Origin of the sequence: Geodermatophilus ruber, from assembly GCF_900114385.1 — a bacterium.
Classification (GTDB): domain Bacteria; phylum Actinomycetota; class Actinomycetes; order Mycobacteriales; family Geodermatophilaceae; genus Geodermatophilus; species Geodermatophilus ruber.
The window spans coordinates 146,873-167,990 of record NZ_FOSW01000002.1; the positions used below are offsets into that span (position 1 = coordinate 146,873).

19 protein-coding genes are annotated in these 21,118 nt (G+C 73.2%); 13 read left to right on the forward strand and 6 right to left on the reverse strand.

Going from position 1 to position 21,118, the window contains the following annotated elements:
* Positions 1-76: 76 nt before the first annotated feature.
* Positions 77-925, forward strand: a complete 849-nt coding sequence (ppk2, locus tag BMZ50_RS03435) for a polyphosphate kinase 2 (RefSeq protein WP_091321300.1) — start codon at positions 77-79, stop codon at positions 923-925.
* 185 nt (positions 926-1,110) lie between these two features.
* Here the strand turns inward: ppk2 and BMZ50_RS03440 are convergent, their stop codons facing one another.
* Entirely contained in the window at positions 1,111-1,731 is a 621-nt protein-coding gene (locus BMZ50_RS03440) for an antibiotic biosynthesis monooxygenase (protein ID WP_091321302.1), read from the reverse strand.
* A 252-nt stretch (positions 1,732-1,983) separates the two neighbouring features.
* On the opposite strand from BMZ50_RS03440, the gene BMZ50_RS03445 reads away from it, so the two are divergent.
* Both BMZ50_RS03445 and BMZ50_RS24475 read left to right on the forward strand, forming a co-directional pair.
* Positions 1,984-3,783 (forward strand): FAD-dependent oxidoreductase, encoded by a 1,800-nt coding sequence (locus BMZ50_RS03445; protein ID WP_091321304.1) that lies wholly within the window; start codon positions 1,984-1,986, stop codon positions 3,781-3,783.
* Between the two features lie 337 nt (positions 3,784-4,120).
* Complete coding sequence (locus BMZ50_RS24475; protein WP_091321306.1) at positions 4,121-4,348, forward strand: hypothetical protein; 228 nt, start codon at positions 4,121-4,123, stop codon at positions 4,346-4,348.
* A gap of 63 nt (positions 4,349-4,411) precedes the next feature.
* Here the strand turns inward: BMZ50_RS24475 and BMZ50_RS03455 are convergent, their stop codons facing one another.
* From BMZ50_RS03455 to BMZ50_RS23980, 3 genes are read right to left on the reverse strand one after another with little or no spacing between them, the layout of a single operon-like run.
* Entirely contained in the window at positions 4,412-6,706 is a 2,295-nt protein-coding gene (locus BMZ50_RS03455) for a heavy metal translocating P-type ATPase (protein ID WP_281245387.1), read from the reverse strand.
* 52 nt (positions 6,707-6,758) lie between these two features.
* Positions 6,759-7,736: a hypothetical protein gene (locus tag BMZ50_RS03460; protein WP_091321308.1), complete on the reverse strand. Its 978-nt coding sequence runs from the start codon at positions 7,734-7,736 to the stop codon at positions 6,759-6,761.
* A complete protein-coding gene (locus BMZ50_RS23980) occupies positions 7,733-7,882 on the reverse strand; it encodes a hypothetical protein (protein ID WP_177212621.1) in 150 nt (49 codons plus the stop codon). Before BMZ50_RS23980 ends, BMZ50_RS03460 begins: the two co-directional genes overlap by 4 nt.
* A gap of 214 nt (positions 7,883-8,096) precedes the next feature.
* Here BMZ50_RS23980 and BMZ50_RS03465 point away from each other — a divergent pair, with 214 nt between their 5' ends.
* Positions 8,097-9,065 carry a DUF5996 family protein gene (locus tag BMZ50_RS03465; RefSeq protein ID WP_091321310.1) on the forward strand — a complete coding sequence of 323 codons (969 nt, stop codon included), beginning with the start codon at positions 8,097-8,099 and terminating at the stop codon, positions 9,063-9,065.
* 29 nt (positions 9,066-9,094) lie between these two features.
* Positions 9,095-10,315: a low temperature requirement protein A gene (locus BMZ50_RS03470; RefSeq protein WP_091321898.1), complete on the forward strand. Its 1,221-nt coding sequence runs from the start codon at positions 9,095-9,097 to the stop codon at positions 10,313-10,315.
* Positions 10,316-10,333: 18 nt separating this feature from the next.
* Here BMZ50_RS03470 and BMZ50_RS23985 read toward each other — a convergent pair whose 3' ends face one another.
* The gene (locus tag BMZ50_RS23985; protein ID WP_177212622.1) at positions 10,334-10,507 is read right to left on the reverse strand and encodes a hypothetical protein; all 174 of its coding nucleotides are present in this window, start codon (positions 10,505-10,507) and stop codon (positions 10,334-10,336) included.
* 207 nt (positions 10,508-10,714) lie between these two features.
* Complete coding sequence (locus BMZ50_RS03475; protein ID WP_218146077.1) at positions 10,715-12,421, reverse strand: PucR family transcriptional regulator; 1,707 nt, start codon at positions 12,419-12,421, stop codon at positions 10,715-10,717.
* A 570-nt stretch (positions 12,422-12,991) separates the two neighbouring features.
* Between BMZ50_RS03475 and BMZ50_RS03480 the strand changes: the two genes are divergently transcribed.
* The 8 genes from BMZ50_RS03480 to trxA are packed head-to-tail and all read left to right on the forward strand — an operon-like array spanning position 12,992 to position 21,070.
* Positions 12,992-13,489: an Hsp20/alpha crystallin family protein gene (locus BMZ50_RS03480; protein ID WP_245753320.1), complete on the forward strand. Its 498-nt coding sequence runs from the start codon at positions 12,992-12,994 to the stop codon at positions 13,487-13,489.
* Between the two features lie 13 nt (positions 13,490-13,502).
* Positions 13,503-14,051 (forward strand): YflT domain-containing protein, encoded by a 549-nt coding sequence (locus BMZ50_RS03485; RefSeq protein ID WP_091321315.1) that lies wholly within the window; start codon positions 13,503-13,505, stop codon positions 14,049-14,051.
* Between the two features lie 3 nt (positions 14,052-14,054).
* Positions 14,055-15,944 carry a molecular chaperone DnaK gene (gene dnaK / locus BMZ50_RS03490; protein WP_091321317.1) on the forward strand — a complete coding sequence of 630 codons (1,890 nt, stop codon included), beginning with the start codon at positions 14,055-14,057 and terminating at the stop codon, positions 15,942-15,944.
* Positions 15,945-15,951: 7 nt separating this feature from the next.
* Positions 15,952-16,527: a nucleotide exchange factor GrpE gene (locus BMZ50_RS03495; protein ID WP_091321319.1), complete on the forward strand. Its 576-nt coding sequence runs from the start codon at positions 15,952-15,954 to the stop codon at positions 16,525-16,527.
* Positions 16,528-16,530: 3 nt separating this feature from the next.
* The gene (locus BMZ50_RS03500) at positions 16,531-17,544 is read left to right on the forward strand and encodes a DnaJ C-terminal domain-containing protein (RefSeq protein WP_091321321.1); all 1,014 of its coding nucleotides are present in this window, start codon (positions 16,531-16,533) and stop codon (positions 17,542-17,544) included.
* On the forward strand, positions 17,541-17,918 hold the full coding sequence (locus BMZ50_RS03505; protein WP_091321323.1) for a chaperone modulator CbpM: 378 nt from the start codon (positions 17,541-17,543) through the stop codon (positions 17,916-17,918). The genes BMZ50_RS03500 and BMZ50_RS03505 overlap by 4 nt, the downstream gene beginning before the upstream one ends.
* Positions 17,919-17,936: 18 nt before the next feature.
* Positions 17,937-20,588, forward strand: a complete 2,652-nt coding sequence (gene clpB, locus BMZ50_RS03510) for an ATP-dependent chaperone ClpB (protein WP_091321325.1) — start codon at positions 17,937-17,939, stop codon at positions 20,586-20,588.
* The gene (trxA, locus tag BMZ50_RS03515) at positions 20,585-21,070 is read left to right on the forward strand and encodes a thioredoxin (protein WP_177212623.1); all 486 of its coding nucleotides are present in this window, start codon (positions 20,585-20,587) and stop codon (positions 21,068-21,070) included. The genes clpB and trxA overlap by 4 nt, the downstream gene beginning before the upstream one ends.
* Positions 21,071-21,118: the final 48 nt, after the last annotated feature.

The following is a 21,118-nucleotide window of genomic DNA, read 5'->3' on the forward strand; positions in this document are numbered from 1 at the left end:
CCGTCGGTGCCCTGCGGCCTCCGGAACGAGGCCGTAACCCGTTGATGCGCAGGGACCGGCGGACGATGCTGCCGTCATGAGGACTGCTCCGGCCCAGCCGTCCGTCGAGGAAGCCCCGCAGGCGGTCGCGAAGGTCAGCACCAAGTACTACGAGCAGGAGCTGGCGCGGTTGCAGGTGGAGCTGGTCAAGCAGCAGGAGTACATCCGCGCCCAGGGGCTGCGGGTGGTCGTGATCTTCGAGGGCCGCGACGCCGCGGGCAAGGGTGGAGCGATCCAGCGCATCACGGAGACGCTCAACCCCCGCGCCGCCCACGTCGTCGCGCTCGCCGCACCGACCGAGCGCGAGCGGGCCCAGTGGTACTTCCAGCGCTACGTCGCCCACCTGCCCGCCCGCGGTGAGATGGTCCTGTTCGACCGCTCCTGGTACAACCGCGCCGGCGTGGAGTGGGTCATGGGCTTCTGCACCGAGCAGGAGTACGAGGAGTTCCTGCGCTCCTGCCCGGAGTTCGAGCGGATGCTCGTCCGCAGCGGCATCACGCTGATCAAGTACTGGTTCTCCGTCAGCGACACCGAGCAGGAGAAGCGGTTCCAGGCGCGGCTGAAGGACCCGACCAGGCGCTGGAAGCTCAGCCCCATGGACCTCGAGGCGCGCAACCGCTGGGTCGACTTCTCCCGCGCCAAGGACGTCATGTTCGCCGCCACGGACATCCCTCAGGCGCCGTGGTGGGTGGTCGAGGCCGATGTCAAGAAGCGCGCCCGGCTGAACGTGATCACCCACCTGCTCGGCCAGGTGCCCTACGAGGACCTCACCCCGGAGGCGCCACCGAAGCTGCCGCTCCGGCCGCCGGCGCGTGACGACTACCTCCGGCCGCCCAAGGAGAGCCAGCACCTCGTCCCCGACGTCGTTCCCCAGGTGCCCGCCTGATCGGGCCGCCTGGCGCTGCAGGGCGGGGACCTCGGGCCCCAGGTCTGGCGGCCTGAGCACCCCCGCTCTGGGGGTGGGTGCCGGCCTGCCGGGCCGTCAGAGTAGTGATGTGCGGGCCGCCCGCTTCCCCCGGGCGGGCGGCCCGTGACACCTCTCCAGCCGACGGCGGGCCGGGGGGCCGCTGATCAGACGGTCTCGGGCACCCGGAGGTGGGCGAGGGCGAGGTCGAACTCCGCGACCTCGAGGATCTCCATCCCCATCCGCTGCGTGAACTCCTGCCGCAGCGTCGTGAACTGGTCGCGGGTGTCTGCCATCGCCTCGCGGCTGTCGAACACGACGGCCGAGGCGCAGCGTCCCTCCCGCCGGTCGATGAGGAAACTGTTGCTGCAGAACCCGGGCGTCTGCTCCCACCAGGGCATGAGGCTCTCCCGGTAGGCGGCGACGACACGGTCGAGGTTGCCGGGGTCGGTGCGGGTCCAGGTCACCCGCGCGCAGGCGCCGTCCCCGACCTGCTGCGCCCGGTGCAGCACGGCGATCTCCCACTCGTGCACCTCGGGGACGACGCCGAACTTCTGGGCGGCGAGATCCCAGGCGGTGCGGTCCTGCTCGGTGCCGGCGTACATCGCCTCCTCGGTCTCCCAGGCGGTGGTCGCGATGCAGCGGCCGGTGTGGGGGTCGACCAGGACCGAGAGGCCGACGCAGCCCGCCAGCCGCGTGACCGCCGGCATGAGCTGGTCGCGGACGTGCACGACGAAGTCGTCGACGGTGTGGGGCCTGACCCGCATGGTGGCAGTTCGGGCGTACATGCCACCCTCCCTCCAGGTGACGGCGACGCCCCTGCGGCACCGCCGCTGCGCCCACTGTCCTCGCCACCGCGGAGCCCGGGCAACAGTCCGGCGCAGTCCCGGCGAGGGGCGCGGCGCCGGGGGAGCCCGTATCGGCGACCGGCCGGTGCGCCACCCCGATGTGGCCCTTGACACAGCCCGGGCGGCTCACTCCAATGGACGCTGACCGTGACGCGGACATCTGTCCGCAATCCGATCCCAGAGAGGCTGTCGATGACCGCTCCCACGACGGAGACCTCGCCCCCTGCTCAGCCGGCCGTCACCACCGACGTCCTGGTCGTGGGCTCCGGCCCGGCCGGTGCCTCGGCGGCCCTGTTCCTCGCCACGTACGGCACGTCGACCGTCCTGGTGACGAAGTACGGCCGGTTGTCCGACACCCCCCGGGCGCACATCACCAACCAGCGCACGATGGAAGCGATGCGCGACATGGGCATCGAGGACCGCCTGATGCGCGAGGCGACGCCCTGGGAGTACATGGGTAACACGACCTTCTGCACGAGCCTGGCCGGTGACGAGCTGGGCCGGATCCCGTCGTGGGGCACCGACACCGTCCGGCACGCCGACTACGAGCTGCAGAGCCCGTGCACCATGCTCGACGCGCCCCAGACGATCACCGAGCCGATCCTCGTGCAGGCGGCCCAGGAGCGCGGCGCGCGCGTGCGGTTCGACACCGAGTACCTGGGACACGTGCAGGACGACGAGGGGGTCACGACCACCGTCCGCGACCGCTTGACCGGCGCGGAGTACACGATCCGGTCGAAGTACCTCGTCGGGGCCGACGGCGCCCGCAGCAAGGTCGCCGCCGACCTGGGGCTGCCGTTCGAGGGCCCCGGCGCCGTGGCCGGTGCGCTGAGCATCGTCTTCGAAGCCGACCTCTCGCGCTTCGTCGCGCACCGCCCCTCCGTCCTGTACTGGATGCTCCAGCCCGGCGCCGAGCGCGAGGGCGTCGGCCTCGGCGTGCTGCGCATGATCAAGCCCTGGAACGAGTGGATGCTCATGTGGGGCTACGAGGTGGCCGGCGGCCCGCCGGACCTGACCGACGAGGTGGTGCGGGAGCTCGCCGTGGCGCTGGTCGGCACCGACGACTTCGAGATGCGCGTGAAGTCCCGCTCGCCGTGGACGGTGAACCACCACTACGCCACCACGATCTCCCGCGGACGGGTCTTCTGCGCCGGCGACGCGATCCACCGCCACCCGCCGACGAACGGGCTGGGGTCCAACACCTCGATCCAGGACAGCTACAACCTGGCCTGGAAGCTGGCGCACGTCGTCTCCGGGGCGGCCTCGCCGGCCCTGCTGGACACCTACGACGCCGAGCGCGCCCCGGTCGCCCGCCAGATCGTCGAGCGGGCCAACCAGAGCATCGCGGACACCGGGAAGATCCTCACCGCGCTGGACCTGTCCGACACCACGGACGTCGACAAGCTCGAGCAGCAGCTGGCGCTGCGCAAGGCGCCGGGGCCGGAGGGGGAGAAGGTCCGCGCCGCGCTGCGGGAGGCCATTGCCTACAAGGCCTACGAGTTCGACGCCCACGGCGTCGAGCACAACCACCGGTACGCCTCCGCGGCGGTCGTGGGCGACGGGACGCCGATGCCGGAGTACCGGCGCGATCCGGAGCTGTACGCGCAGCCGACCACCTGGCCCGGCGCCAAGATCCCGCACACCTGGGTCACCCGGCACGGGGTGCGCACCTCCACCCTCGACCTGGTCGGCCGGGGCCGGTTCAGCGTCGTGACCGGCATCGGCGGGGAGGCGTGGCTGGAGGCGGCCCGGGCCCTCGGCGACGAGTTCGGGTTGACGATCACCGCTGTCTCCATCGGCCCGGGGCAGGAGATCGAGGACCCGTACGGCACCTGGGCCGAGTTGCGGGAGATCGAGGACGGCGGCGTGCTGCTCGTGCGCCCCGACCTGCACGTCGCCGCCCGGCAGCTCTCCTCGCCCTCCTCGGCGCAGCAGGCGCACGACTGGCTCCGCGCGGCGCTGGCCGCCGTCCTGGGGCGCGCCGAGGGCTGACCCCGCTCCTCCCCGGGCGCCGGCCCGGGGAGACCGGGCACACCGAGGCGAGAGGCGGCGTCCCCGCTGCAGGGCTACGGGGACGCCGCCTCTGTCGCGTTCCTGCGACCGGACTCCTCACCTGCGTTCCGCGAACGGCCGGCAGCAACCGGGGCCCGGCGCCGGCTCCGGGCCCGCTGTCCGGGCCTCCGTCACCGTCGGCGGCATCGCGAGCGGATCGTGGCCGAGCTGACCTACCGGCGCAGGAAACGGCCCGTACGCGCTCCCGTGCCAGCTCGGTGCGCGAGCTCGGCTGAGGTAGCTTCGAGCGCCGCACCGGGCAGAGGGAGGGGGTGTCATGTCGGAGCCCAGCAGAGGGTCCGGGCGTTCGGTCGCCTCCCGCGCGCTGGCGTTGCTCGATGCCTCCGACGGCCGCCACCGGTACCTCACGCTGAGCCAGATCGCGCGCCGGGCCGACCCCGCCCTCGCCCGGGGCCTCAACACCCACGACGGGCAGGTGACGAACGAGGCCGTGGCCGCCGCCCACGGGCTGGACGTCGTCGCACCCGAGCACCTGCTGCGCTGAGGAACCCCGGAACGCGACCGACCGCGGTGGAGCTGTGCGCTCCACCGCGGTCGGTCGTGTGCGTCAGGCGGCGCGGAACCGGCGCAGCCGCAGGCTGTTGCTCACCACGAACACCGAGGAGAAGGCCATCGCGGCGCCGGCGATCATCGGGTTGAGCAGCCCCGTCGCGGCGAGGGGCAGGGCCGCCACGTTGTAGGCGAAGGCCCAGAACAGGTTGCCCTTGATCGTGGCCAGCGTGCGGCGGGAGAGCCGGATGGCGTCGGCCGCGGCGCGCAGGTCGCCTCGGACGAGGGTGAGGTCGGAGGCCTCGATGGCGACGTCGGAGCCGGTGCCCATGCTCAGCCCGAGGTCGGCCCGGGCGAGGGCGGCGGCATCGTTGACGCCGTCGCCGACCATCGCCACGGTCCGGCCCTCGGCCTGCAGCCGGCGGACCACCTCGACCTTCTCGGCCGGGAGCACCTCGGCGATGACATCGCCCGCCTCGATGCCCACCTGAGCGGCGACCGCGGCGGCGGCCCGGGCGTTGTCGCCGGTCAGCAGGACCGGGCGCAGGCCGAGGGAGCGGAACCGGGCGATCGCCTCCGCGGAGGTGGGCTTGACGGTGTCGGCGACGACCACGACGCCGCGGACGGCGCCGTCCCAGCCCACCCACACCGGCGTGCGGCCCTGCTCCTCGGCCGCGCGGACGGCGGCGACCAGCGCCTGCGGCGCGGCCAGCGACCACTCCTCGGCCAGCCAGCTGCCCCGGCCGACCACGACCGCGCAGCCCTCGACGACGCCGGACACGCCGCGTCCCTCGGCGTTGGTGAACCCCTCCACCGCGGGCAGCGGGCCGAGGCGCTCGCGGGCGCCGGCGGCGACCGCCTGCGCGATCGGGTGCTCGGAGGCGTCCTCCAGGGCGCCGGCGAACCGCAGCACCTCGTCGGCGTCCTCCCCGGGGGCCGGGACCACGTCCACGAGGCTCATCCGGCCGGTGGTGACCGTGCCGGTCTTGTCCAGCACGACCGTGTCGACCCGGCGGGTGGACTCCAGCACCTCCGGCCCCTTGATCAGGATGCCCAGCTGGGCGCCGCGGCCGGTGCCGACCATCAGCGCGGTCGGCGTGGCCAGCCCCAGCGCGCAGGGGCAGGCGATGATCAGCACGGCGACCGCGGCGGTGAAGGCGACCTCGGCGGGCGCGCCGTTGCCGAGCCAGAAGCCCAGCGTGGCCAGGGCGAGGGCGATGACGATCGGCACGAAGACCGCCGACACCCGGTCGGCCAGCCGCTGCACCTGCGCCTTGCCGTTCTGCGCGTCCTCGACCAGGCGGGCCATCTGGGCCAGCTGGGTGTCGGAGCCGACGCGGGTGGCCCGCACGACCAGCCGGCCGCCGGCGTTGACCGTGGCGCCGATGACGGCGTCCCCGGGGCCGACCTCGACCGGCACCGACTCGCCGGTGAGCAGCGAGGCGTCGACCGCGGAGGTGCCGGCGACCACGACACCGTCGGTCGCGAGCTTCTCGCCCGGGCGGACGACGAACTCGTCGCCGAGGGCCAGCTGCTCGACCGGCACCCGGGTCTCGATCCCGGCGCGCAGCACGGCGACGTCCTTGGCGCCCAGCTCCATCAGCGCCCGCAGCGCGGCGCCGGAGCGGCGCTTGGCCCGGGCCTCGAACCAGCGACCGGCGAGGATGAACATGGTGACCGCGGCGGCCACCTCGAGGTAGATCTCGGCCGAGCCGTGCCCCCGGGAGGGCAGCAGGGTGAACGGCATCGTCATCCCGGTCACGCCGGCCCCGCCGAGGAACAGCGCATACAGCGACCAGCCGAACGCCGCGAGCACGCCGAGGGAGATGAGGGTGTCCATGGTGGCGGCGCCGTGCCGCAGGTTGGTCCAGGCCGCCTTGTGGAACGGCCAGGCGGCCCAGGTCACCACCGGCGCGGTGAGGGTGAGGGTCAGCCACTGCCAGTGGTCGAACTGGAGGGCGGGGACCATGGCCATCGCGATGACCGGCACGGTCAGCGCGATGCTGGTGACCAGCCGGCGGCGCAGCGGCTGAAGGGCCCCGTCCTCCTCACCCCTCGCAAGCTCGGTGCGAGCCTCGGGACGGGGTCGTGCCGGCTCGATGAGCGCGGCGGTGTAGCCGGTGGCCTCGACGGTGGCGATGAGGTCGTCGACCGTGACGCCGTCGGCGACGGTGACCTTGGCCTTCTCGGTGGCGTAGTTGACCGTCGCGCTCACGCCGTCCATCCGGTTGAGCTTCTTCTCCACCCGCGCCTGGCAGGAGGCGCAGGTCATCCCGCCGATGGCGAGCTCGACGGTGCGCCCCTGCACGGGCGTGGCGGAACCCGGCGTGGCCGTCGGGGTGGGCGTACTCACGGAAGTTTCTCCTGTTCCTGGGAGCCCGAGCGCAGCTCGGGGGCGAGGGAGGTCAGTCCTCGTGCGGGATGGCGTCGTGGGCGGCGGGATCGGAGGCCGGGAGCTCCGGCGCGGCCGGGGCGCCCACCGTCACGGTGAACTCCGCCGTGTGGACGCGGCCGCCGTGCGCGAAGTCGAGGAACAGCCGGTAGGAGCCGTTGGTGGGGAAGGTCGTGGCGAACTGCACGGCGGGGCCGCCGGTCTCGTCACCGTGGGCCTCCTGGGCCGGGTGGGTGTGCAGGTAGGCCAGGTCGCCGGTGCGCAGGGAGACCAGGTGCCCGAACGCGCCCAGGTAGGCCTCCAGGTCGGTGACCTCGCGGCCGTTCCGGCTGACGGTGAAGGTCAGCTCGGACTCCCGGCCGGCCACCGGGGTGCCCGCGAGGCGGATCTCGTAGCCGTCCACGGCCGCGGTGGCCGCGGGCGCGGGCAGCGGCTCGGGCGCGTAGTCGCCGGCGACGGACAGGTCGGTGCCCAGGGTCAGGCCCTCGCCGAGGGCGGCCGGGGTGAAGTCGGCGAAGACGCGGTAGCTGCCCCCCTGCGCGAGGTCGAGCGGCACGCTCCACGTGCCGGCGGCGTCGCGGGCCGGGTGCACGTGCTGGAACCCGGCGAGGTCCCGGCGGACGACGATCAGGTGCAGCTCCTTCTCGTGCTCCTCGGTGAACTCCTGGACCGGCGCGCCGTCGGGCCCGGTGACGGTGAACGCGAACGGCACCGAGCTCCCGGCCGGGAGGCTGCCCGCGGCCGGGGCCAGGGTGTAGCCGCGCTCGGAGACGGCCAGCCCGGCCGGGGGCGTGGCGGCGTCGGCGGCACCGTGGCCGTCGTCGTGCCCGCCCGCGTCGGTCTCCTCGTGCTCGGCCGAGCCGGCCGGAGCGGCCGCGGCGGTGTCGGTGACCGGGTCGAGCGCGCTGCCGACCGTGAAGGCAGCGGCGAAGGCGACGGCGAGCCCGCCGGCGTAGGCGCCGAGCTTCACCGGCGTGCTGGAGAGCCTCATCGCGCGCCGCCCGTGGCCTCGTGGCCGGCCTCGTCGATGGCCGCCCGGACGGCGTGCGTGGCGAGCGGCGCGTCGCTGAGGACGGTCACGGCGGACACGCAGTGGCCGCAGGTCATACCGGACGCGGTGGAGCGGGCGGTGGGCACGTGGACTCCCTGTCTTCTCCGTCAAGTCTACCCCCTGGGGGTACTGCTCTGCAGGGCGGACTATACGGGTGGGGGGTATCCGCCGCAAGCGGATCTCCGGTGTGCCGCCGCCGCGGACCCGCACGGGTGCCTTCCGCTCCGGGGGCGGGAGGGGAACCATCGGCAGCGGGGCAGGGGCCCGGACCGCTGAACCGAGCCCGGCGGGAGACGTGCGATGACCACCGACGAGGCACCCACCGACGTCGCCGTCCGAACGGCGGCGGCCTGGCCGGACCTGCCCTACCCCTCCTGGGCGGAGACGCTGGCGACGCTCCACCGGTTCGCCCAGCTGGTCGGCAAGATCCGGCTTGCCGCGTCCCCGCGCCGCAACCACTGGTGGAACGTGCCCTTCCACGTCACCGGCCGCGGGATCACCACCCGCCCGATGGGCGCGGACCCGATCTTCACCATCGACTTCGACTTCCTCGACCACCGGCTCGACCTGACCACGATCGAGGGGCTGCGCTTCGCCTTCCCCCTCCCCGGGAAGTCCGTCGCCGACTTCACCCGCGAGCTGCTGCGGGGGCTCGACGCCGTCGGGGTGCGGGCGCGGCCGGCGCTCCCGCATCCCTACGACCTCGCCGACACCGACCGGCAGTTCGCCGACGACCACGAGCACGCCACCTACGACCCGGCCGCGGTCACCCGCTACTGGCAGACGCTGAGCCGGGTCAGCCTGCTCCTGGAGGAGTTCGCCGGGGACTGGGCCGGCAAGACCAGCCCGGTCCACCACTTCTGGCACACCTTCGACGTCGCGGTCACCCGGTTCTCCGACCGGCACGTCGATCTCGGGCCGGAGACCGACCCGGTCACCCGCGAGGCCTACTCCCGCGAGGTCATCAGCTTCGGCTTCTGGTTCGGCGACGAGGCGTTCCCCGAGCCGGCGTTCTACTCCTACACCGCGCCGGAACCGGACGGGCTGGCCGACGAACCCCTCGCGCCGCCGGCGGCCCGGTGGACCGAGCGGAACGGCAGTCACCTGGCGGTGCTGACCTACGACGACGCCCGCCGGGAGGCCGATCCGCGCGCTGCGGTGCTGGACTTCTACGGCAGCGCGTTCCGGGCCGGGGCGGCACGAGCCGGTTGGGACGTCGCCCGCGACGCCTCACGGAACGGCGTCACCGACCCCCACGCGCGGACGTGATCGGCTCACCGGTCCACCACCGCCTGCGCATGGGCGGGCGCGACCCGGACCAGGAGCACCGCGCAGCCACGCCGCTGGAGCTCCTGTTCGACCTGACGTTCGTCATCGCGTTCGGCTCGGCCGCCGACGAGCTGGCGCACGCCCTCGCCGAGGGCCACGTCGCAGCCGGCCTGGCCGGCTTCCTGTTCAGCACGTTCGCGATCGCCTGGGCGTGGATCAACTTCTCGTGGTTCGCGTCGGCCTACGACACCGACGACTGGGTCTTCCGGCTGGCCACGATGGTGCAGATGGTCGGCGTGCTGGTCCTCGCGCTGGGCCTGCCGGCGGTGTTCGCGTCCCTCGACCGGGGCGACACCGTCGACAACGGGGTCATGGTCGCCGGGTACGTCGTCATGCGGATCGCGATGGTGTTCCAGTGGCTGCGCGCGGCCCGTCAGGATCCCGGCCGGCGCAGCGCCTGCCTCACCTACGCCACCACGATCCTCCTCGCCCAGGCCGGCTGGATGGGGTTGCTGCTGGCCCGGACGTCGATCGGGGTGATGTTCCTGTGGGCGGCGCTGCTCGTGCTCGTCGAGCTCGCCGGGCCGGTGATCGCCGAGACCCGCACGGGCGGTACGCCCTGGCACGCCCGCCACATCGCGGAGCGCTACGGGCTGGTGGTCGTCATCGCGCTGGGCGAGGTCCTGCTCGGCACGACCGTCGTCCTCGCCGCCCTGATCGGGCCGGAGGGTCCGGGCTGGTCGGTGGACGTCGCCGTGCTGGGTCTGGCCGGCACGGCGCTGTCCTTCGGCATGTGGTGGGTCTACTTCGTCCTGCCCTGCGGCGAGATCCTGCGGGTGCACCGGGAGCGCAGCTTCGGATGGGGGTACGGCCACATCGTCCTGTTCGGCGCCACGGTCGCCGTCGGCGCCGGCCTGCACGTCGTCGCTCTCCACCTGGAGCACCGGAGCGTCCTCGACACCCGGGCCACGGTGCTCACGGTGGCGGTCCCCGTCGTCCTGTACGTCGCCTCGGTGTTCGGCGTCTACAGCCAGCTCACGCACTCGTTCGACCCGTTCCACCTGCTGCTCGTGGCCGGCTCGGTCCTGCTGGTGGCGGCCTCCCTGGCCATGGCGGTCACGGGAACGGCGGTGGTGTGGTGCCTGGCGGTCCTCGCCCTGACGCCGTGGGTGACCGTCGTGGGCTACGAGACGATCGGCCACCGCCACGAGGAGCAGGTGCTCGCGCGCCTCCTCAGGCGAGCGTCCTGACCCACGGAGCTGCGTGGCTCAGTCGCCGGCACCCGGCAGCGCGGACGGTGCGCCGAACAGAGCTGCCACCTGCCTGGAGGACAGCGGACACCCCCTCGGGCAGTCGAACTCGACCGGGTCACGGTCGACCCAGCCGACGGCGGCGGCATGTCCGCACCCGGGGCAGGTCTCCCAGGTGACTCGCTCGCTCACGGCAGTGCCTCCTCGTCTCCGTCGACGCCCGGTCCGGCGGACCGCCGGCCGGATCCCTCTCTGCAGCATCCGACGAGGTGTGCCGCGGGGCAATCGACCGCGCTCGCTGGCGGCCATCGACGAGGGCAGGTGCCGCCGCAGGGGACCCTGTTCCCGCCGGCCGGTCTCGTCGCCCCCGCCGCTCGACCGCCGCGGCCCGTCCGGGGTTCAGGGTTCGCCGCGGAGGGTCTGCCAGGCCCGGGCCGCGACGTGCAGGTTGAGCCGGGTGTCGACGCAGCCCAGGTTCTGGCCGCTGATCTCCCGGATGCGCCGGAGCCGGTACCGAAGGGTGCTGCGGTGGATGAGAAGGGCCCGGGCCGCGGCGTCGTAGTTCCCCCCGCACTCGAGGTACTGGAGGAGGGTCATGACCAGGTCGGACCGGTTGGTGGCGTCGTAGTCGAGCAGCGGGCCGAGCCACGCGCGGACGAACTGCCGCAGCTCGCGGTCGTCGTCCCCGAGGGTGAGCAGCCGGTAGATGCCGAGGTCGGCATCCACCGTGATCCCGTCCGGGGTCAGCGATCCCAGGCGTACGCGCAGGGCCCGCCGCCCCTCGGCGTAGGACTTCGGGATCTCGGACGGCGCGTGGCAGACGCCGCCGACGCCGATCGCGCCCGCCGTCGGCCGCAGGCGCTCGGCCACGACCCGGTACAGCTGCCCCCACGGGCGTCGGTCCCCACGCTCGTCGGGCCACGGGAGGACGAGCACCACCCCGTCCGGCCTGTGCGCCAGCAGCACCCGGGCGTGCAGCACCCGGGTCGTGGCGTTCTCGACGGCATGGACCAGCGCGTCCTCCGACGGCGCGCCCGGCCAGTGCACGACCAGGACCTGGTGCGGTCGGTGCAGGTCGTGACCGAGCGCCTGCGAGCGGGACAGCGCGCTCTCGTCGTCGGTGCCGGTGAGCAGGTCGTCCACCAGATCACGGCGGAGCCGCAGCTCGGTCTCCACCAGGCTGCGCTGGTGCGCCAGCTCGATCGTCAGCGCCCGGGCGCCGTGCTCCAGGGCGAACAACTCGTGCTCACCGGCCCGGCGGTCGGGATCGAGGAGAGCGAGCACGCCGAGCACCTCGTCACGCTGCTGGGCCACTGCGACGAGCCGGTCCCCGTCGCGGAGCGGGCGCGGGCTGCGGCGGGCGTGGTCGAGCACCGCGGCCCGGTGCCGGGCCGGTGGTCGGGGACAGGGCTCCGGCGGGCCGGGGCCGGCCCAGGTGAGCAGGTTGCCGAAGCCGTCCTCGGCCGTCACCCCGAACCCGGTGAGCTGGTGCACGGCGGTGGCGACCCCGGCTTCGCCGCTGCCCGCGGCGGCCGCGGCGGCCAGCGTCTCGTGCACCCGGCGGCGCCACTCCAGGTCGGCGACGCTCGCGCCGAGGCGCTCGTTGACCTCGGCGAGCCGGGCGTTGAGCTTGCGCAGCTCGCTCGCCGACTCCCGCTCCCGGCGCTGGACCGCCGCGGTGGTGAGCGCGCAGCCGGCCTGCCGGGCGAGCATGCACAGCACGTGGACCTGGTCGTCCGAGGGCTCGGCGTCGGCGGCGACGACGAGGTGGCCGACGATGCCGTCGGGGCCGCACAGGGCGAAGGCGTGCGCCCAGGCGGACCCGCTCCCGGTCACCCGCCCGTCGACACCACCCAGTCCGGCCAGCTGCGCCTCCAGCCCCGGCCAGCTCAGCGTGCTGCCGTCGGCCGCGCGCAGGCCCTCGCCGTCCGTGGTCAGGTAGCTGGCGAGGGGACGGCAGGAGGTGAGCGAGGCGACCGAGGCGGCGGCCAGCTCGACGATCTGCCTTTCCCCACGCCCGTCAGACATCACCAGCGACACCGCGAGCAGGCTGCACACGGGGGACAGCTGCTCCTGCAGCACCGGCACCGACGGATGGCCGCTCATTCGGTGTTCCCCGGCTTCCCGCTCCGTGCGCACGAGGGGGCAGGAACCCAGCGTGCCACCGCGCCCCCGGGGGCTCCCCGGGCCCCCGGAGGGAGCCCGGTGGGCGGGCTCCCCGGGTGTCCGCGGCACCGGGAGGAAAGGCGCGGAACGCTTCGAGTCGCGTCATGACGGCGTCCCCTCCCGGGCGCATCGACGTAGGATGCCGCCTCCTTCCACGTACCAGCCGGCCGTCCGGCACGGTCCCGCCGGGAGGGACCCGGCCGGCAGGGCGGCGACGAAGACGGTGCACGTGGACGGTGACCGCAGCTCATGACACCGCTCACCGTCCCCCGAGTCGATCGGCAGAACGTCCGATCCGGCCGCTTCTCGCGCGGCAGGAGGTGCTGGCCGCTGCGCGGGGGCCGCCGGCCCCGCCGCCGGGACCGGCGCGAGAAGGCCCAGGTCACGGCACGCGGATCACCCTGACAGGCCTAATGCCGGGGCACGGTTGCGCCCGTCGGACCGATGCGCCGCCCCGACGGCGCTGCGACGGTCGGATCAGGTTGGTGAATCCCGATCCGGAGGTGCGGCGTGACTTCTCTCATGCGATTCGACCCGTTCCGCGAACTCGACCGGCTGGCCGAACAGACCCTGACGGCCGGCACCCGCGTCGCCCGCACCCTGCCCATGGAGGCATTGCGCCGCGGCGACATGCTGCTGGTCTACCTCGACGTCCCCGGCGTCCTACCGGACGACATCGACCTCACCGTCGAGCGCAATGTCGTCACCGTGCGGGTCCGCCGGACGCCTGCCCGCCAGGAGGGCGACGAGGTGATCATCGACGAGCGACCCTACGGCGAGTTCACCCGCCAGCTGTTCCTCGGCGACAACCTGGACCCCGACCGCATGACCGCGGACACGAGCAACGGCGTGCTCTCGCTCACGATCCCGGTCAGCGAGAAGAGCAAGCCACGGCGGATCCCGCTGGGCTCCGGGGCCACCACCTCCAGCGACGCCGGCGGCGCCGGCTCGACCGTCACGGCGGAGGCGGCGACCGCCTCGGCGACCGACCGCTCGTCCGCCGTCTGATCCGGAGAACCTCATGACAGAACAGCCGCGACAGCGTGCAGACTCCACCGTCGGCCCCCCCGGCGGAGTCACCACCACCCCGTGGTCGCCCGGCAGCCCGGGTCACCCGACCCGGTCGGCCCGGCGGGCGATCGCCTCGTTCACCCGGTACGAGGACGCCGAACGCGCCGTCGACCGGCTCGCCGACATGGACTTCCCGGTCGAGCGCGTGGCCATCATCGGCCAGGACCTGCAGACCATCGAGCAGGTCACCGGGAAGCTGAACTACCCCCGCGCCGCCTGGCGCGGCGCACTGAGCGGCGCGATCCCCGGCGCGCTCATCGGCTGGATCTTCGGGTTGTTCAACTGGACCGACCCGCTGATCTCCAGCCTGCTGCTCGCCCTCTACGGCCTGGTCTTCGGTGCCGTGCTGGGCGCGATCATCGGGGTCATCATCTACGCCCTGCAGGGCGGCCGTCGCGACTTCGAGTCGGTGACGGTGATGCGCCCGCAACGCTACGAGATCGTCGTCGACGACGAGGTCGCCGAACAGGCCGCCCGGTTGCTGGGAACGGGGGTCTGAGCGATGGCGCGTGCAGCGGGTATCGACCTGGGCACGACGAACTCCGTCATCGCCGCGTGGGAGGGGGGCGAGTCGCAGGTCGTCCCCAACGCCGAGGGCTCGCGAACGACGCCGTCGGTGGTGGCGTTCACCGAGAGCGGTGAGCGGCTGGTGGGACAGCTGGCCAAACGGCAGGCCATCTTGAACCCCAAGGGCACGATCTACTCGGTCAAACGCTTCATCGGCCGCCGCTTCGAGGAGGTCGAGGAGGAGGCGAAACAGGTCACCTACGACGTCGTGCCCGACGAGCATGGGAACGCCCGGATCAAGGTGCGGGACAAGCTGTACGCCCCGGAGGAGATCTCCGCGCTGATCCTGCGCAAGCTCGCCGACGACGCCGGCCGCAACCTCGGCGAGAAGGTCACCGAGGCGGTCATCACCGTCCCGGCCTACTTCAATGACGCCCAGCGGACGGCCACCCGGGACGCCGGGAAGATCGCCGGCCTCGAGGTCCTGCGGATCATCAACGAGCCGACGGCCGCGGCGCTCGCCTACGGGCTGGACAAGCGCCAGCACGAGACCGTGCTGGTGTTCGACCTCGGCGGCGGGACCTTCGACGTCAGCATCCTCGACGTCGGTGACGGCGTGGTCGAGGTGCGCGCGACCGCTGGTGACACCCATCTCGGCGGAGACGACTTCGACCGGCGGATCGTCGACTACCTGGCCGACCAGTTCCAGAAGGAGCACGGCATCGACCTGCGCAAGGACCCGCAGGCGCTGCAGCGGCTCTCCGAGGCCGCGGAGAGGGCGAAGGTCGAGCTGAGCTCGGTCACCCAGACCCAGATCAACCTGCCCTTCATCACCGCGGACGCGAGCGGGCCCAAGCACCTGACGATGACGCTGACGCGGGCGACGTTCGAGGAGCTCACCCACGACCTCGTCGAGCGGACGATGGGGCCGGTCCGGCAGGCGATGTCGGACGCCAAGGTCTCGGCCGACGACATCGACGAGGTCATCCTGGTCGGCGGGTCCACCCGGATCCCGGCGGTGCAGGCGCTGGTGAAGCGCCTCACCGGCGGCAAGGACCCGAACATGACGGTCAACCCCGACGAGGTCGTCGCCGTCGGTGCGGGGATCCAGGCCGGCGTGCTCAAGGGCGACGTGTCCGACGTCGTGCTGCTCGACGTCACGCCGCTGTCCCTGGGAGTGGAGACCCAGGGCGGCCTGATGACCAGGCTCGTCGACCGCAACACGACGATCCCGGTCCGGCGCACCGAGACGTTCACGACGGCCGCGGACGACCAGCCCGCCGTCGACGTGGTGGTGCTCCAGGGCGAGCGGGAACGGGCGGCGGACAACCGCGTGCTCGGCCGGTTCCAGCTCACCGGCATCCGGCCGGCCGCGCGTGGGGAGCCGCAGATCGAGGTGATCACCGACATCGACGCCAACGGCATCCTCAACATCACCGCCCGGGACAAGGGCACCGGCGCCGAGCAGGGCATCACCATCTCCGAGAGCACCAACCTGGATGCCTCCGAGGTCGAGCGGATGGTGCAGGAGGCCGAGCGCAACCGGGCCTCCGACCAGCAGTTGCGCGAGGAGGTCGACGCGCGCAACCAGCTCGACACCCTCGCGTACCAGGTGCAACGCCGCCTCGACGAGCTCGGGGACGCGGCGCCCTCGCACGAGCGCGCCCGGGCCGAGATGCTCGTCTCCGAGGCTCGCCAGGCGGTGCAGGACCAGGCGCCGATGGACCGGATCCGTGACCTGACCGGCGAGCTCCAGCAGGTCCTGGCCGGCCTGAGCGCGGTGTCGGCCGGCGGCGGGGGCGGCGAGGCGACCGCCGGAGCGGCCGCCGGCGCGCCCGGTGGGTCCGACGACGACGTGATCGACGCCGAGTTCGACCGGGGCTGATCCTCCGATGACGGATCCGGCACCGAACACGACCTCCGGTCAGCAGCCCTCCGGCGCGGCGGCCGATGCCGAGACCCGGGCAGCGGCGGAGCAGGCCACGGCTCCACCGGAGGACGCGTCCCCCGCGGGCGCGACGATGGAAGGGCCCGACGCTGCCGAGCTGGAGGACCGCTGGCGGCGGGCCCTCGCCGATCTGGACAACCTGCGCAAGCGGTACGCCCGGGAGCTGGGGCGGGAGCGCTCGGCCGAGCGGGAAATGGTGACGACGGCCTTCCTGCCCGTGCTCGACAACCTCGACCGCGCGCTCGAGCACGCCGATGCCGACCCCCGGTCGATCATCGAGGGCGTCCGTTCGCTGCGCGAGCAGGCCCTCGCCGTCGTCTCGGGACTGGGGTTCCGCCGCGAGGACGAGGCCGGCGTGCCCTTCGACCCGACCCGCCACGAGGTGGTGGGCGTGGTGCAGACCGACGGCAGCGAGGCGGCCCCGGGCTCGGTCGTCGCGGTCGTACGGCCCGGCTACGGCGCTCCGGGCCACCAGCTGCGGCCGGCCGCGGTCACCGTGGCGCAGCGTCCGGAAAGCTGACCGATGGCTCGCGACTACTACGAGGTCCTCGGGGTGTCGCGCGACGCCGGCCAGGAGGAGCTGCAGCAGGCCTACCGGCGGCTGGCCAGGGCCAACCACCCCGACGTCAACCGGGACCCGGGGGCGGAGGAGCGCTTCAAGGAGATCAACGAGGCCTACTCGGCGCTGTCCGACCCGAACACGCGCAAGAAGTACGACCGCTTCGGCGAGGACTTCCGGCAGGTTCCCGACGACTGGGAGCAGCGTGTCGGGGCCGGTGCCGGCGGCGGTCGAGGAAGGGCCGGCGGCGCACGCCGCGGCACCTGGACGAGCGGGGACGTCGACTTCGGTGGCTTCGGCGGCGGCTACGGGGGCGGCGGCTACGGCGGGGTCGACATCGAGGACCTGCTGGGCGGGTTCTTCGGCGGCCGCGGCCGGGGGCGCGCGGGACCGGTGGCCGGCGCCGACCAGGAGGCGGAGCTCCCGCTCACCGTGGAGGAGGCCTACCGCGGCGGGCGCAAGCAGGTCACTCTCAACGGTCCGGACGGCCCGCGGACCTACACGGTGAACATCCCCCCCGGGGTCACCGACGGCCAGCGGATCAGGCTGGCCGGGGAAGGCGGCCGGGGGCTGGGCGACGGCCCGCCGGGGGACCTCTACCTGGTGGTCCGGCTGCTGCCGCACCCGATCTTCCGTGTGCGCGGCAAGGACATCCTGGTCGATCTGCGGCTGGCGCCCTGGGAGGGGGCGCTCGGCGCCACGGTGCCGGTCGCCACACCCGGCGGCGAGTCCAAGGTCACCGTGCCGCCGGGTACGTCCACGGGACGCCGGCTGCGGCTGCGAGGGGAGGGCATGCCCGATCCCCGGGGCCGACCGGGCGACCTTCTCGCCGAGGTCAAGATCATGGTGCCGCCGACCCTCACCGACCGGGAGCGCGAGCTGTTCTCCGAGCTCGCCGAGGTCTCACCCTTCGATCCGCGCCGTCCCGGTGCCGGCAGCCGTTCCGGTGCCGACCGGGGGAGTGGAGGCGGCCGATGACCGTGCACTACCTGCCCGTCCCGACCCCGGCGGCCCGGGGGAGGCCCCGCGTCCTCGTCGGCCACGAGGAGTTCGCCCGGCGCTGCGGCCTGCATCCCGATCTCGTGCGGCGGTTCGTCGCGCTGGGCCTGGTCCCGGCCGTGCGCGACGTCGACGGCGCGCTGTGGTTCGACCCGTCGCAGGTCGCCGCCGTCGCCCGGCTGCAGCGGCTGCGGGCCGGGCTGCCGCTGAACTACTCCGCGCTCGGCCTGGTCTGCGACCTGCTCGACCGGATCACCGAGCTGGAAACCGCGCTGCGCGTCCGGGGGCACACCGAACCGGTGCGCTCCCCGCCGGCACCCCGTAGCCCCGCCACCGACAGCCCCCGCCACTGACCAGGAGCGAAGTCCACGATGGACCTGAACCGCTTGACCCAGAAGTCACAGGAGGCACTCGCCGCCGCCCAGGCCCTGGCCATCCAGCACGGCCACACCGAGGTCGACGTCGAGCACCTGCTGCTCGCGCTGCTCGACCAGTCCGAGGGGCTGGTTCCCCGGCTGCTCGCCGCCATGGACGTCGACCTGGCCGCGCTGCGCCGGGATGTCGAGGCGGAGGTCTCGCGCAAGCCGCGCACGACGGGCGCGGCCCCGCAGCCCGGGCAGGTCTCGCTCACGCAGCGGGTGGCCCGGGTGCTCGAGACTGCCGACCGTGAAGCTCGCCGCATGAAGGACGAGTACGTCTCGGTCGAGCACCTGCTCGTCGCACTGGTGGAGACGGGACAGACGACCGGCGCCGGACGGGTGTTGGCCCAGCACGGCGTCACCCGTGACGCGTTCCTCTCGGCGCTGACGCAGATTCGCGGCAACCAGCGGGTCACCTCCGCGACCCCGGAGGGCACCTACGAGGCGCTGGCGAAGTACGGGATGGACCTCGTGGAAGCGGCGCGCACCGGCCGGATGGACCCGGTGATCGGGCGCGACGCCGAGATCCGCCGCGTGATCCAGATCCTGTCCCGGAAGTCCAAGAACAATCCGGTGCTGCTCGGCGAGCCGGGCGTCGGCAAGACCGCGATCGTCGAGGGGCTCGCCCAGCGCATCGTCAACGGGGACGTCCCCGAGGGGCTGCGCGACCGCACGATCTTCGCCCTCGACATGGGCCTGCTCGTGGCAGGGGCGAAGTACCGCGGCGAATTCGAGGAACGGCTCCAGGCGGTGCTGACCGAGGTGAAGGCAGCCGAGGGCCGGGTCCTGCTGTTCATCGACGAGGTGCACAACGTGGTCGGGGCCGGTGCCTCCGAGGGCGCGATGGACGCCGGCAACATGCTCAAGCCGATGCTCGCCCGCGGTGAGCTGCACATGATCGGCGCGACCACGCTCACCGAGTACCGCAAGTACATCGAGAAGGACGCCGCGCTCGAGCGCCGCTTCCAGCCCGTCTTCGTCGAGGAGCCGAGCGTCGAGGACACGATCTCGATCCTGCGCGGGCTGCGGGAGCGGTTCGAGGTGTTCCACGGCGTGCGGATCCTGGACGGCGCGCTGGTCGCGGCGGCGACGCTGAGCCATCGCTACCTCACCGACCGGTTCCTGCCGGACAAAGCCATCGACCTGGTCGACGAGGCGTGCGCCCGGCTGCGCACCGAGATCGACTCCATGCCCGCCGAGCTCGACGAGATCACCCGCAGGGTGATGCGGCTGGAGATCGAGGAGGCCGCGCTCGAGAAGGAGGACGATCCCGCATCCATCGCCCGGCTCGACCAGCTCCGCCGCGAGCTGGCCGACCTGCGCGCCGAGGCCGACGCCATGCGCGCCCAGTGGAATGCCGAGCGCCAGGCGATCCAGCGGGTCCAGGAACTGCGGGCGGAACTGGAGCAGGTACGCCGCGAGATCGAGGAGGCCGAGCGGTCCTACGACCTCAACCGCGCCGCCGAGCTGCGCTACGGCCGGCTCGCCGAGCTGGAGCGGAAGCTGGAGGCGGAGGAGCAGCGGCTCGCCGCGAAGCAGGGGGAGAACAGGCTGCTGCGCGAGGTGGTCACGCCCGAGGAGATCGCCGAGATCGTCTCCTCCTGGACCGGCATCCCGGTGTCCCGGCTCACCGAGGGGGAACGGGAGAAGCTGCTGCGCCTCGACGAGTTGCTGCACCAGCGGGTCATCGGCCAGGAAGAAGCGGTGCAGGCGGTCGCGGACGCGATCATCCGTGCCCGCTCCGGGGTCAAGGACCCGCGCCGGCCGACCGGCTCGTTCATCTTCCTGGGCCCCACCGGCGTCGGGAAGACGGAGCTGGCCAAGGCGCTGGCCGAGGCACTGTTCGACTCCGAGGAGAACATCGTCCGGATCGACATGAGCGAGTACCAGGAGCGTCACACGGTGTCCCGCCTGGTCGGCGCCCCGCCCGGTTATGTGGGCTACGAGGAGGGCGGGCAGCTCACCGAGGCGGTGCGCCGCCGGCCGTACGCCGTCGTCCTCTTCGACGAGATCGAGAAGGCCCACCCGGACGTGTTCAACACGTTGCTGCAGGTCCTCGACGACGGCCGGCTGACCGACGCACAGGGCCGCACCGTCGACTTCCGCAACACCGTGATCATCATGACCTCGAACATCGGGTCGCAGTACCTGCTCGACGGCGTCACTGCCGACGGCCAGCTCAAGCCCGAGGCCCGCGACCTGGTGCTGGCGGAGCTGCGGAGCCACTTCCGTCCCGAGTTCCTCAACCGGGTCGACGACACCGTGCTGTTCAAGCCGCTCACGCCGGCCCAGATCGAGCACATCGTCGAGCTCATGCTCGCCGACCTGCGCAAACGGCTGGCCGAACGCAACATCACGCTGGAGGTCACCGACGAGGCCCGTCGCTTCATAGCGCGTGAGGGGTACGACCCGGTGTACGGCGCCCGGCCGCTGCGCCGGTTCATCGCGAAGGAAGTGGAGACCCGCGTCGCCCGCGCGCTGCTGCGCGCCGGAGCGCTCGAGGGCGAGACCATCCGGGTCGACGTCGAGGGCGGCCACCTCGTCGTCGCCGTCCAGGCCCCGACCGGAGCACAGGCCGACCAGCAGGCCGGAGCGCAGGTATGAGCGCCCCGACGATGCCGCGCACGAGCATCGTCACCTGCCCGAACTGCGGCAAGAAGAACCGGGTGCCGGCTGCGGCGGACAGCATCCCGAAGTGCGGGAACTGCCACCAGCCCCTGCCGTGGATCGCCGACGCGGGCGACGACGACTTCGCCGAGATCGCCGAACGGTCGCCGGTCCCGGTGGTCGTGGACCTGTGGGCGACGTGGTGTGCACCCTGCCGGATGGTGAGCCCGGCGCTGGAACAGCTGGCCACCGAGCGGGCCGGGCAGATCAAGCTCGTCAAGGTCGACGTCGACGCCGCGCCCCGGCTGTCGCAGCGCTTCCAGGTGCGCGCCGTCCCGACCCTGATGGTGCTGCGCGACGGCGAGGTGATCGCCCGCCAGCCCGGCGCCGCCCCGGTGGAGGCCCTGCGCAGCTGGCTGGACCAGGCGCTGCAGGCGCAGGAACCGGGCACGCCGGCGAAGGAGGCGGGCGGCGCATGAGCACGCACGGCCCGGTCCGGTGGACGCGGCGTCCCGAGGGGGGACTGC

Bases quoted from the DNA above. Each gene is read 5' to 3' on its own strand.
- BMZ50_RS03465 (WP_091321310.1), top strand. From the start codon at position 8,097: ATGACCACCGACGAGGCACCCACCGACGTCGCCGTCCGAACGGCGGCG.
- ppk2 (WP_091321300.1), top strand. From the start codon at position 77: ATGAGGACTGCTCCGGCCCAGCCGTCCGTCGAGGAAGCCCCGCAGGCG.
- dnaK (WP_091321317.1), top strand. From the start codon at position 14,055: ATGGCGCGTGCAGCGGGTATCGACCTGGGCACGACGAACTCCGTCATC.
- BMZ50_RS03475 (WP_218146077.1), bottom strand. From the start codon at position 12,421: ATGAGCGGCCATCCGTCGGTGCCGGTGCTGCAGGAGCAGCTGTCCCCC.
- BMZ50_RS03440 (WP_091321302.1), bottom strand. From the start codon at position 1,731: ATGTACGCCCGAACTGCCACCATGCGGGTCAGGCCCCACACCGTCGAC.
- BMZ50_RS03505 (WP_091321323.1), top strand. From the start codon at position 17,541: ATGACCGTGCACTACCTGCCCGTCCCGACCCCGGCGGCCCGGGGGAGG.
- trxA (WP_177212623.1), top strand. From the start codon at position 20,585: ATGAGCGCCCCGACGATGCCGCGCACGAGCATCGTCACCTGCCCGAAC.
- BMZ50_RS03445 (WP_091321304.1), top strand. From the start codon at position 1,984: ATGACCGCTCCCACGACGGAGACCTCGCCCCCTGCTCAGCCGGCCGTC.
- BMZ50_RS03460 (WP_091321308.1), bottom strand. From the start codon at position 7,736: ATGAGGCTCTCCAGCACGCCGGTGAAGCTCGGCGCCTACGCCGGCGGG.
- BMZ50_RS03485 (WP_091321315.1), top strand. From the start codon at position 13,503: ATGACAGAACAGCCGCGACAGCGTGCAGACTCCACCGTCGGCCCCCCC.
- BMZ50_RS03495 (WP_091321319.1), top strand. From the start codon at position 15,952: ATGACGGATCCGGCACCGAACACGACCTCCGGTCAGCAGCCCTCCGGC.
- BMZ50_RS24475 (WP_091321306.1), top strand. From the start codon at position 4,121: ATGTCGGAGCCCAGCAGAGGGTCCGGGCGTTCGGTCGCCTCCCGCGCG.
- BMZ50_RS03500 (WP_091321321.1), top strand. From the start codon at position 16,531: ATGGCTCGCGACTACTACGAGGTCCTCGGGGTGTCGCGCGACGCCGGC.
- clpB (WP_091321325.1), top strand. From the start codon at position 17,937: ATGGACCTGAACCGCTTGACCCAGAAGTCACAGGAGGCACTCGCCGCC.
- BMZ50_RS03470 (WP_091321898.1), top strand. From the start codon at position 9,095: ATGGGCGGGCGCGACCCGGACCAGGAGCACCGCGCAGCCACGCCGCTG.